Raw genomic sequence first — 12,246 nt, 5'->3', positions numbered from 1 at the left:
CGGAGGGGTGGCTTTGTAAAGCCGTTTGTCTCCACCCGCGTAGCGGGTGGTTTAAAGCTGGCCGCTGCGCGGCCAGCAGACTAAAGTCTTGAATAAAAAAGGGTGGCCGGACAATCCGACCACCCTTAGACATCATGCGATGCCGCGATTTACTTGCGGACAACCTTGACGATAGCATCGCCGGCAGCGACGGCGGAGTCGGCCTCGACGGCAAGCTCGACGTCGGCAAACTCGGCGGTGTTGGACACGGCCACGACGACGCAGTCCTTGTAACCGGCAGCGGCGATCTTGGCGCGGTCGATCTTGAGCATGGGCTGGCCGGCCTTCACGACATCGTCAGCCTTGACGAAGCCCTCGAAGCCGTCGCCGTTCATGTTGACGGTATCGACGCCGACGTGCACCAGAACCTCGATGCCGCTATCGGACTGCAGGCCCACGGCGTGACCCATGGTGACGGTCACCTTGCCGTCGCAGGGGGCATAGACCAAATCGTCCTCGGGCCACACGGCGCAGCCCTTGCCCAGAACCTCGCCACCAAAGACGGGATCGGGCACGTCGGCCATCTTGATGACCTTGCCCTTGACGGGCGAACACAGCACGTCGGCGCCGGCAGAAGCAGAGATGGAGGCCGGAGCAGCGGCAGCCGCGGGCTCAGCCTTCTTCTTGAACATGTCAAACAGACCCATACGTTTTCTCCTCTTGATTAAGCGCAACGTAGTGCGCATGCCTATGGTGATTATAGTGCCAATTGGACCAAAAACTAAGGTGGGGAGTCGAATCGAAAACTCTGCCGACGTCTTTGTCCATCGGCGCCCGTTTTGTTGATTAACCCTCGATGAGCCCCAGGTGCACGAAGGCGTTCCAGATGCCGTCGTCGTCGACATTCGTGGTCACGAAATCGGCCGCCGGTCCGGCGTTCGTCAGAACGCCGGAACTCAATCGCCGGAACTCAATTACTCCAAGCCCTCAGCGCCGTTGGACTTGATGATCTTCTGGTATGCGAAGAAGCTGTCCTTGCGGCGGCGCTCGTAGGTGCCGGTGCCGTCGTCGTACTTATCGACATGGATGAAGCCGTAGCGCTTGCGCATCTCGCCGGTGCCGGCGGACACCAGGTCGATGGGGCCCCACCAGGTGTAGGCGATCAGGTCGACGCCGTCGGCGACGGCCTCGCCCATGGCCTTGATGTGACTCTGCAGATAGGCGATGCGGTACGGATCGTGAATGGAACCGTCCCCCTCGACCTCGTCGTAGGCGCCCATGCCGTTCTCGACCACCATCAGCGGAATCTCGTAGCGGGCGTAGATCTCGTTGAGGGCGATGCGCAGGCCCAGCGGGTCGATCTGCCAACCCCAGTCGGTGGACTCCAGGTAGGGGTTCTTGCCGCCAAAGGTCATGTTGCCCTCGGTCATCTCGTGGTCCTTGTGGGTGCCCACGGTGCCGGACATGTAGTAGCTAAAGGTGTAGAAGTCGACCTTGCCGTCGGCGATATCCTGCAGGTCGCCGTCCTCCATTGCGAGCTCGACGTCGTTCTCGGCCCAGAAGCGCTTGGCATAGAACGGATACTTGCCGCGCACCTGCACGTCGGAGCAGTACCAGTTCATGGAGTTCATCTGCTGCTGCGTGGCGAACACGTCGACCGGATCGCACGTGGCGGCGTAGGAGAGGATAAAGCAGTCCATGTTGCCCATCTTGAACTGCGGGTAGTGCTCGTGGGCGTAGCGCACGACGCGGCCGCTGGCGACAAACTGGTGATGCAGGGCCTGGAAGCGCTGCTGAGCGGTGGTCTTGATGGCGCTTGCCGGGCCCTCGAAGCCCTGGATCAGGCCGGTCTCCATCATGGCGCCCATGTCCATGGTGCCGCAGTTGATCTCGTTAAAGGTGAGCCAGAACTTGACCTTGTCCTGGTAGCGGTCGAAGACGGTCTGGCAATACTTCTCAAAGAAACCGATGAGCTCGCGGCTTGCCCAGCCGTTGTACTTCTCGACCAGGTGATAGGGCATCTCGTAGTGCGAAAGCGTCACGAGCGGCTCGATGTTGTGGGCGCGCAGGCAGTCGAAGACGCGGTCGTAGAAGGCGAGGCCGGCCTCGTTGGGCTCGGCATCGTCGCCGTTGGGGAAGATGCGGCTCCAGGAGATGGACATGCGGAACATGTTGAAGCCCATCTCGGCGAACAGCGCGATGTCCTCCTCGTAGTGATGGTAGAAGTCGATGCCGTCATGGTTGGGGTAGAAGCGGTTGGGGTCGATGTCGATCGTGATCTGACGCGGCTCCTTGTAGCTGCCGCCCAGGAAGTGGTCGTCGACGGAAGCGCCGCGGCCGTCCACGTTCCAAGCGCCCTCAAACTGGTTAGCGGCGGTGGCGCCACCCCAATAGAAACCCTCGGGGAACTTAATGTTTGCCATGAGCATCTCCTTTGCATCGTGGGTCGATAAGCCGAGTATCGCCCACGTGCGGGGCATGCGGAGGCGATGGAGCCAAACCCGACACTTCTTTTCGCGCCCGCAGCCTGCCGCCACCCTGCCCTTGACACTTCCTGACACCTGCCAAAAAGGGACAGGTTTATTTTGGTCGGTTTTATCTGGGCAAACGCTGACGATAGGCAGCCGGCGTGCAGCCATAGTGCTCGGCAAACTTTTTGTAGAAGAAGCTCATGTTGGCATAGCCCGCCTCGTGTGCTGCGACCTCCGCGGTGGCGCCGGCGTCGAGCAGTGCCGCTGCGCGTGCCAGGCGGCTCTCCTGCACGAGCTGCATAAACGTGCGGCCCGTCTGACGCTTGAGCAGAGCGCTTGCGTAGTTGGGGCTCAGGTGCAGGTGGCGGGCGAGGTCATCGAGGGTGCAGTCGCAGGCGCTGCGCTCGATGAAGCCCATGGCAGCCGCGACCTGCGCCGATGGCAGCGCGGGCTCATCCGTTTGCAGCAGCGCGGCCTCGTAACTTTGCATGAGCTCGACTAGCAGCAGCTCGAACAACCTCGAGACGATCTGGGGGCTCGCCGCCGTCGGCTCCAAGCGCTCGCAGAGCATCTCCTGCATGTAGCGGCGCACGCGACGGCTGCCGCCCGTATGGAAATGCACGTGTCCGCGGTGGTCCGTTTCGTCCGTGAGGGCGTTGAGCAGGAAGCTCGAGACAGCGCTTGTGGGCGAAAGACTTTGCTCCAGGCTGCGGCTGAGTATTGGCCGCGAGATGATGACACTCAGCATAATGTCGTGCTCGCCGAGTTCGCCTACGGCATGCGGGCAGGCGGCATCGAGCAGGAGCACCTCGTTTTGAGCAAGCGTGAGCGCCGCACCGTTGACGATTTGCGGCGCTCGTCCTCGATAGACATAGCTGATTTCGACATAATCATGCACGTGTTCCGGCACGGGGTTGAAACGCGAGTTACGTACAATCGATAGACCCTCGGGCATGCCTTCTTGTCGCAGGGCGAGCGTTGGATTGCCGATTTTGCGGATATGTCGACCATCGACATCTGCTTGATTACCTTGACCGAGTGCATCGCTCCAGTCATAGCGGGCGCCCGCGCGATAGGCGCGCTCGCTGTCGGTCAGCTCGAGCAGAAGGTTGTCCAGACGCGTGAGCTCCATAGTGCCCCCATCGTTGATTCGGTCATATTCTGCCGTGGTTTTGATATTAGCAGGACGGCGCGCTCGGCGTACTCTGACTTCAATGGATTTGAAAGTCTGGTTTTGGAGGAGCGTATATGGCGGCGTATTTTGAGCAGGTGCTTGGCGGCACCTACGACAACCATGTGCTTCCGTTTTTGTGGCTCAAGGGCGAGGCGCGCGAGACGATCACCGAGTATCTGGAGCAGATTGCCGGCGCGGACATCCGCGAGGTCTGTCTTGAGTCGCGCACGCATCCCGATTTTTACCGCAACGGCTGGTGGTCTGACCTGCGGTTTATTATCGACGAGTGCAAGCGCCTGGGGTTAAAGATCTGGCTGCTCGACGATGCACACTTCCCCACGGGCTACGCCAACGGCGCGCTTGCGGGCGATGACGTCGATCCCGCGCTCAAGAAGACCGTGCTTAAGCATCGCGCAGTTACGGTTGTCGGCCCTCAGCCGTCCACGACCATCAAGCTCGGCAATCTCATGGATCCTGCGGAGCGTTATGTGGGCGCAGCGGCTTTTGATGCCGCCGGTGCGCCGCTCGACCTCGCGCTCGTTGTCGAGCATGACGACGATGGCACACCCGCCCGCCTGCGTTTTGACGCTCCCGCCGGCAACACCGCGATCGAGCTGTACGTCACCAGCCAAAAGACCGGCTTTCGCGATGAGTACATCAACATGGTCGACGCCGCCTCGTGCCGCGTGCTGATCGATGCCGTCTACGAGCCCACGTTTGAGCATCTGGGCGACGAGTTCGGCAAGACCATCCTGGGCTTCTTTACCGACGAGCCCGGCTTTATGAACGAGAAGGGCACCACGCTCGACGATGCTTCTACCAGCAGCTTTATCGGGCGAGGCGACCTAGCGCTGCCGTGGTCGGACGAGCTTGCCCGCCGCCTGCACGATGCGCTTGGTGAGGGCTGGCCCACCAAACTGCACGGCCTTTGGACACGCGAGGCAGACGGCGCCCAGGTTCGCCACGCCTATATGGACCTTGCCACGCAGCTCTACCGCGCGTGCTTTGACGAGCAGATCGGCGACTGGTGTCGCGCGCACGGCGTCATGCACATTGGCCACGTGATCGAGGACAAGAGTTGCCACACGCGCCTGGGTCAGGGCGCCGGACATTACTTCCGCGCGGTCGCGGGGCAGGACATGGCCGGCGTGGATGTGGTCATCAACCAGCTCGTCCCCGGCGTTGACCGTGGGCACTACAGCTATTTCCACGGCGCGTGGAACATGGAGTTCTTTACGTACGCGCTTGCCAAGCTGGGCTCTTCGGCCGCGCGCCTCGACCCCAAAAAGCAGGGGCGTTGCATGGCCGAGGTCTTTGGCGCCTTTGGCTGGCACGAGGGCCTGCGCGAGATGAAATGGATTGCCGACCATATGCTCGTCCGCGGTATTAACTGGTTTACGCCACACGCGTTTAGCATGGCGCCCTTCCCCGATTGGGACTGCCCGCCGCATTTTTACGCGCACGGCAACAACCCGCAATGGCCGCACTTTGGCCAGCTCATGCGCTATATGAATCGCACGGCGACGCTCCTTTCGGGAGGCAACGCCGCTCGCCCCGTCGCCATTCTGTACCATGCCGATGCCGAATGGGCCGGCAACGCCATGCCCATCGAGCGCGTAGCGGCCGAGCTCACACGAGCGCAGATCGACTTTGATTTTGTGCCGGCAGAGGCCTTTGAGGATGAGGGGCGTTACGAGGTTTCGATTGCCGATGGAACGCTTGCCGTTAATGGCTGCCGCTATCAGGCGTTTGTTATGACCAGGGCGTCGTTTACTGGAGCTGCTACGGCGGAGGCGGCGAGACGCATGATGGCCGCGGGCGTTATGGTGCTTGCCGTCGACGAGGTGCCGAGTGCCCTCTACGATGCCGATGGCGCGGCCGAGCTGGACGGGCTTACGGCGACGCCGCTTGCCGGCGTGGCGGACGTGCTGGCAGCCGCGGGACTGCAGACCGTTGTGACCGATACGCCGCAGCCCTGGCTGCGCGCACTGCGCTACGAGCGTGCGGGCGAGACCTATGTGATGCTAGTCAACGAGCATCCGCGTGAGGGCATTCGCTGCACGGTTGCACTTGCTCGAGGCGAGCGCCTGCGCGGCACGCGCCTCGACCTGCTGAACGGCACCGAGCCCGTTGCGTTTGACGGCGTGTTGGAGCTGGAGCCCTTCGAGAGCTGCGTTGTCGCTTTGGAGGCAAACGGCGAAGTCGAGTCCGATAGCTGCACGGACACGAGCGCAGGCGCGGATAGTGCGCTCATCCTCAACATCGACGGCCCGTGGACCGTCGCCCTCTCCCCTGCCGGAGGCGACGGGGCCTTTGGCGAGCCGCAAAAGCTCGAGCATCTGTGCGACCTCACGGCCGAGCAGTTCGCCGGCACCTGCGGCACATACCGTTACCGCACGTCGTTCGAGCTGGCCGACGACCTTGCCGACGCCACGATTGACCTGGGAGATGTCTACGAAGTCGCAACCCTCACGCTCGACGGGCACTCGCTCGGCACGCGCATCTGCCCGCCCTATCGCTTTGCCGCCGGCCCGCTTGCCGCCGGCACGCACGAACTCACCATCGACGCCATCAACACACTCGACCATGCGATTCCCGACATTTTCGCCCTCACCGAACCCGTCGCCCCCAGCGGCATCCTTGGCCCCGTTACCCTTCGCGGGCAAAACCTGCCAAAATAAACCTGTCCCTTTTTGGCAGGTTTGACGAGCGTGGGAGTTCGAATGGATATCAAGCGCAAGATTACCGAGGCGCAGGGCCTAACCCCTACCGAGCAGCAGCTCGGCATCTCGGCCCTTGCCATGGGCGAGGACATCCGCGGGCTGTCCATTAAGGAGTTTGCCGCCCGTGCCAATGTTTCGGTCGCGAGCGTGCACCGCTTCTGCAAAAAGCTCGGCCTGGAGGGCTTTAAAGACCTCAAGGTCGAGCTCATGCGCCTGGCAACCGAGGCGGGCAACCGCCGCGACGTGGATATCAACTTTCCCTTCGACGCCACGTCCACGCCTGCGCAGGTCATGGAGCGCATGGAAGGTCTCTACCAGACCACGCTGGCCGAGACGCAGGAGCTGCTCGACCCCGCGCAGCTCGACCACGCCGCCAAGCTTATCTTGCGCGCCGGCACCGTGGACATCTACACGGGCTCGCATAACCTGTATCCAGCGGGGATGTTCCGCGACCGCCTGCTCTCGTCCGGCAAGAGCGCCACATGCTACAGCAGCGGCGAGGCCCAGGTGCGCACAGCGCTCGCCTCGGATTCCAGCCATGCGGCCATCGTCATCTCCTACAGCGGCCTTGCACCCAACCTCAAGGAAATCTTGCCGATCCTCAGCAGCCGGCATGTTCCCGTCATTGTCATCGGCACGCCCTACTGCGCGCGCCTGCACCCCGGCTTTGCCGCCTATCTCACGGTGAGCGACCACGAGAGCATGACGCACCGCATCACGCAGTTCGCCAGCCACATCGCCGTGCAATACGTGCTCGATTCGCTCTACAGCAGCTACTTCGCCAAAGACTACGCCCGCTGCGCCGAGTTCCTAGAGCGCTCATTCCCCTACACCCGCCTGCCAGGACTCAAGTAAACGAGCGTGGATTTTCGGACGCTCATTTTTGGTGCAAGAGTAGCTAATTTGGGACGGGGCTATTTTGACTGCTTTCACATGTAAAGTAGTCAAAATAGCCCCGTCCCAAATTAGCTACCCAACGACCGCACCGATGTTTTGGCACCGACAGCGAAAACGCCCCTAAGCGAGCAAGGTGCCTTGAAAGAGGAGGGCATAGGCCTTCTGGCCATGCCCGACGATTGAAAGGCAGATTGCCGCTTAGGGGCGTTTGCAGCGTCGGCCCGTTACGCGGTTTGGAAAACCGCGTAACTACTCCCGGACTCCGTACTGCTCGTAGTAGGCGTCGATGGCGGCCTTGAGTTCGTCGTCGATGACGACCTTGCCGTCAATCTCGTGGTTGTAGAGGGTCTCGACGACCTCGGCCATGGAGACGATGCTCGCGACGGGGAAACCGTACTTGGCCTCGATCTCCTTCTGCGCGGTGGTCACGCCACCCTTGCCGACCTCCATGCGGTTGAGGGACACGATCAGACCCTTGATCTCGACATCGGCAGCAGCCTTGACCTTGGGATAGGTCTCGTCGATGGACTTACCGCTGGTGGTGACGTCCTCGACCATGATCACGCGGTCGCCGTCCTGGGGCTCGTAGCCCAGCAGGTTGCCCTTGTCGGCGCCGTGGTCCTTGGCCTCCTTGCGGTCGCAGCAGTACTTAACCTCCTTGCCGTACAGCTCGTGGTAGGCAATCGCGGTCACGACGGCCAGGGGAATGCCCTTGTAGGCCGGCCCGAACAGCACGTCAAAGTCGTCACCAAAGTTATCGTGGATGGCCTGGGCATAATACTCGCCCAGCTTCTTGAGCTGATAGCCCGTCACGTAGGCGCCGGCGTTCATAAAGAACGGGGACTGACGGCCGCTCTTGAGCGTAAAGCTACCGAACTTAAGAACGTCGGACTCAACCATAAACTTGATGAACTCTTGCTTGTAAGCCTCCATGTGGGCTCCTCTCGTAATCGCGTACGTGCCTCACAGTTTAGCGCAGGCAGGGCGTCGATGCGGGCGCGCTTTGGAGTCACGACACTCTGTAAGGGCTTTGTCAGGGGCGATGATTATCCGAACAATGGGGTTGACACGACAAAACCCCTCGTCAAGAATACCTGCGGATTGAAACGGGTACGAGATGCCCGAAGCGCGCTGCGCCCGGCCTTAAGGAGGTGTGCCATGGAAGGCAGTCATAGTCGAAAAACCTGCATGTCGCCCTCGGCACGCCGCGAGGATTCCGCGCACGCATAAGCGCCAACAGCAGATCATCAAAACCACCACAAAGGTGCCTGTCCCCTTTGTGGTGGTTCGTGAGCATGACGTGAGCGACATCTAGGTTTTTTGCAATTCAATACGACACGTACGCTAACTCCCTTTAGCAAGGAGGACCCTATGCTGATGCTCAAAACCGCCACGGTACTCGAAGTCATCTCCAAGCGCCGCCGCACGGCGCGCCCCGCCGCTCACGCCGGCCTTGCCAAGAACACCATATTCGCCGCCACCCATAGCGCCGAGGACGCCCTCGTGCTGCTCGACGCCACGGCCGACGGCCTCACCGCCGATCAGGCCGCCGAGCGCCTGGACGCCACCGGCCCTAACACCATCGAGGCGCCGACCAAGACACTCGCCCGCCGCATCGCCGATGCCTTCATCGACCCCTTCGCCGGCATCCTCGCCGCGCTCGCGCTGGTCTCGCTCTACATCGACGTGCTCGCCGTGCCCGAGCCGCAGCGCGACCCCTCCACGGTCATCGTCATCGGCATCATGCTGCTGGTATCGGGCGGCATGAAGTTTATCCAGGAAGCCCGCAGCGGCAATGCGGCCGAGGCCCTCAAGGACCTGGTCTCCAACACCTGCACCGCTCTGCGCGACGGCGAGCGTATCGAGATCCCCTTCGATGAGCTCGTCCCCGGCGACATGATCCGCCTCTCCGCCGGCGACATGGTGCCGGCCGACGCCCGCATCATCACTGCGCGCGACCTGTTTGTGATCGAGTCCGCCCTCACCGGCGAGAGCGAGGCCGTCGAGAAAACCGCCGCCGTCACCGTCATCGAGGGCGCCGACGGATCCGCACTGCCGCTCTCTGCCTGCAAGAACATCGTCTTTACCGGCACCTCCGTGCAAAACGGCACCGCCATGGCGCTTGTCGTGGCCACCGGTTCGAACACCTACCTGGGCGGCATCGCCAAGATGCTCAACGGACGCGGTGGGAAAAGCGCTTTCGACCGCGGCTTCTCGAGCGTCTCGATGCTGCTGGTGCGCCTGATGCTCGTCATGGCGCCGGCCGTCTTTGCCATCAACGCCGCCACCAAGGGCAACGTCATCGACGCGCTGCTGTTCGCCACGAGCGTGGCCGTGGGTATCACGCCGCAGATGCTGCCCGTCATCGTGACCACGAGCCTGTCGCAGGGCGCCAAGGACCTCGCCCGCCGCCAGGTCATCGTCAAGGAGCTGCCCGCGATCCAAAACCTCGGCGCTATGGACGTGCTGTGCTGCGACAAGACCGGCACCCTCACCGAGGACCGCATCGTGCTCGAGCGCTATCTCAACACCGACGGCAACGAGGACACGCGCGTGCTGCGTCATGCGTTCTTGAACAGCTTCTTCCAGACGGGCCTCAAGAACCTCATCGACCTGGCCGTTATCGACCGCGCCGATGTTACGCTCTCGACCGTCGTGCCCGATTCCATGCTGGGCCAGAGCCTGCGCGACCGCTACACCAAGGTCGACGAGGTGCCCTTCGACTTTTCGCGCCGCCGCCTAAGCGTGGTTGTCGCCGACGCCCAGGGCAAGACCCAGATGGTCACCAAGGGAGCTGCCGAGGAAATGCTCGAGGTCTGCTCCTACGTCGAGGTGGATGGCACCGCTCAGCCGCTTACCGACGAGAAGCTCGCCCAGATTCGCAAACAGGTGGCAGGACTCAATGCCGAAGGCCTGCGCGTGATCGCCGTGGCGCAGAAGACCAACCCGCGCACCGTGGGCGAGTTTGGCATCGCCGACGAGTGCGACATGGTGCTGATGGGCTTTTTGGCCTTCCTCGATCCGCCCAAAGCGAGCGCCGCGGGCGCCGTCGCCACCCTCGAAGCCAAGGGCGTGGCGGTAAAGGTCCTGACCGGCGACAACGACCGCGTCGCTGCCACCGTCTGCGAGCAGATCGGCATCGACGCGAGCAACGTCTTGCTGGGCTCCGAGATCGATGCGCTCGACGACGCCGAGCTGGCGGAGCGCGCCGAGCAGACCCATCTCTTTGCCAAGCTCTCGCCGCTGCAGAAGGCGCGCCTGGTGCGCGTCATGCGCGAGCTGCTCGGCCACACCGTGGGCTTTATGGGAGACGGCATCAACGACGCCGCCGCCATGCGCGCGAGCGACTGCGGTATCTCCGTCGATTCGGCCGTCGACATCGCCAAGGAATCCGCCGACATCATCTTGCTCCAGAAGGACCTGGGCGTACTCGAGCGCGGCATCATCGAAGGCCGTCGCACCTACGGCAACCTACTCAAGTACCTCAAAACCACGGTGAGCTCCAACTTTGGCAACGTGCTGTCCGTGACCGTCGCGAGCCTGTTCCTGCCGTTTTTGCCCATGAGCGCCCTACAGCTGGTGCTGCTGTCGCTGATCTACGAGATCGTGTGCATCGCGCTGCCGTGGGACACCGTCGACGATGCCTGGACCGCCCGCCCGCGCGCCTGGGACGCCGCGTCCATCAAGGGTTTTATGCTCGAACTGGGCCCCGTGAGCTCGCTGTTTGACATCGTGACGTTCGCCGCGCTCTTCTTTGTGGTGTGCCCCGCTGCCGTGGGCGCGAGCTGGGCAGAGCTTGCCGCCGCGGGCAATGTTGCCGGCATGGCGACCTTTGCGGCGATTTTCCAGAGTGGCTGGTTTGTCGAGTCCATGTGGTCGCAGACGCTCGTGATCCACATGCTGCGCTCCCCGCGTCTTCCGAGCCCGCGCGATCACGCCGCCCCCGCACTGTGTGTGCTCACCGTGCTGGGGCTGGCGCTTGTCACCTGGCTGCCGGCAAGCCCTATCGCCGATGCACTGGGCCTCACGCCGCTGCCGCTGAGCTTCTTTGCACTGCTCATCGGCATCGTCGCCGCCTACATTGCACTGACCCAGCTGGCCAAGCGCCGCTACATCGCCCGTCACGGTGAGCTGCTGTAACAGACAGCCCGAGTCCACCACGGCAGCCGTTTCCACAACCCGTCCCCTCAGCAGTTGCGGTGAAATAGTTCCTGTTTTAAGACCCCCAAGCCTTATTCAGGAACTATTCCACCGCAACTTATTGAACCACCACAAAGGTGCCTATCCCCTTCGTGGTGGTTTTGGGGCGTTACGAGGCGTTGGCCAGGCGGCTCCAAAGTTCATCGATATCGATCTGGTCGCCGCCGCTCAGGTAGCCTGTGCGAATAAAAGCCTCGTTGTAGATATAGATGTCATGAGCGCTGTCGCCATCGTCTTCGGTGTCGTCGGCCATAATCACGTAACGGTGGCCGTCAAGCGCTTTGACCAGCCAATACGAGGTATCGTCGATCGTGCATTTCTCCTGCACCATCGCTGCGTCGCCAATCGCACCGGTGAGTGCCCGTTCGCCCTTCGTATAGCCGCCTACCGAGAGCAGAATCGCGACGTTTTCGTCTCCGCCGCCCGGTTCAAGTTCCTCGTACTCGGACTCCGAAAGCGGTATCGCGCTGTTCGCAAGTTCGTCCACATCGTCCGAAACCTTGGAAAAGGTAAAGGCGAAAAATCCCGCGTCATCGACGGCACCGTAGCCCACGTTCTCGCCTTGCCACTCATAATTTTGATGTTTGAGTAGGCGCACCAGATCGGCACCACCCAGGTTGATTGCGGCATAGACCGTCACGTTGGCATTGTCATCCACGCAGGCGGCGTCCGCCGTGCTCGCCGTCTTGGCGCCACCCGCGCCGCCCAATCCGCCCGAGCAACCAGCCAGTGCACACGCCGCCGCACCCGCGCCTGCCACAAAGGCCGCACGGCTTATCGTCATCTCGTTCTTCATGTTTGT

At 62.2% G+C, this 12,246-nt stretch carries 8 protein-coding genes; 3 read left to right on the top strand and 5 right to left on the bottom strand.

What is annotated here, in order from left to right; translation table 11 throughout:
* Positions 1 to 149: 149 nt before the first annotated feature.
* The 3 genes from AB5Z14_RS03900 to AB5Z14_RS03890 all read right to left on the bottom strand — a co-directional run bounded on the left by AB5Z14_RS03900 (position 150) and on the right by AB5Z14_RS03890 (position 3,582).
* Positions 150 to 686, bottom strand: a complete 537-nt coding sequence (locus AB5Z14_RS03900; RefSeq protein ID WP_055310775.1) for a PTS sugar transporter subunit IIA — start codon at positions 684 to 686, stop codon at positions 150 to 152.
* Positions 687 to 953: 267 nt separating this feature from the next.
* Positions 954 to 2,402, bottom strand: a complete 1,449-nt coding sequence (locus AB5Z14_RS03895) for a glycoside hydrolase family 1 protein (protein ID WP_195535354.1) — start codon at positions 2,400 to 2,402, stop codon at positions 954 to 956.
* Positions 2,403 to 2,574: 172 nt separating this feature from the next.
* Positions 2,575 to 3,582, bottom strand: a complete 1,008-nt coding sequence (locus AB5Z14_RS03890; protein ID WP_368130381.1) for an AraC family transcriptional regulator — start codon at positions 3,580 to 3,582, stop codon at positions 2,575 to 2,577.
* Positions 3,583 to 3,698: 116 nt separating this feature from the next.
* On the opposite strand from AB5Z14_RS03890, the gene AB5Z14_RS03885 reads away from it, so the two are divergent.
* Positions 3,699 to 6,305, top strand: a complete 2,607-nt coding sequence (locus AB5Z14_RS03885) for a hypothetical protein (RefSeq protein ID WP_368130380.1) — start codon at positions 3,699 to 3,701, stop codon at positions 6,303 to 6,305.
* Between the two features lie 42 nt (positions 6,306 to 6,347).
* Entirely contained in the window at positions 6,348 to 7,202 is an 855-nt protein-coding gene (locus AB5Z14_RS03880; protein ID WP_368130379.1) for a MurR/RpiR family transcriptional regulator, read from the top strand.
* Positions 7,203 to 7,493: 291 nt separating this feature from the next.
* Here AB5Z14_RS03880 and pyrE read toward each other — a convergent pair whose 3' ends face one another.
* Positions 7,494 to 8,177, bottom strand: coding sequence for an orotate phosphoribosyltransferase (gene pyrE, locus AB5Z14_RS03875; RefSeq protein ID WP_368130378.1), 684 nt, complete (start codon positions 8,175 to 8,177; stop codon positions 7,494 to 7,496).
* A gap of 438 nt (positions 8,178 to 8,615) precedes the next feature.
* On the opposite strand from pyrE, the gene mgtA reads away from it, so the two are divergent.
* Complete coding sequence (gene mgtA / locus AB5Z14_RS03870) at positions 8,616 to 11,384, top strand: magnesium-translocating P-type ATPase (protein ID WP_368130377.1); 2,769 nt, start codon at positions 8,616 to 8,618, stop codon at positions 11,382 to 11,384.
* A gap of 169 nt (positions 11,385 to 11,553) precedes the next feature.
* Here mgtA and AB5Z14_RS03865 read toward each other — a convergent pair whose 3' ends face one another.
* On the bottom strand, positions 11,554 to 12,240 hold the full coding sequence (locus AB5Z14_RS03865; RefSeq protein ID WP_368130376.1) for a hypothetical protein: 687 nt from the start codon (positions 12,238 to 12,240) through the stop codon (positions 11,554 to 11,556).
* Between the last annotated feature and the right edge of the window lie 6 nt (positions 12,241 to 12,246).

Source organism: Collinsella aerofaciens (assembly GCF_040910265.1).
Lineage (GTDB): Bacteria > Actinomycetota > Coriobacteriia > Coriobacteriales > Coriobacteriaceae > Collinsella > Collinsella aerofaciens_BK.
This window is presented reverse-complemented; position numbering and strand designations above follow the sequence as displayed.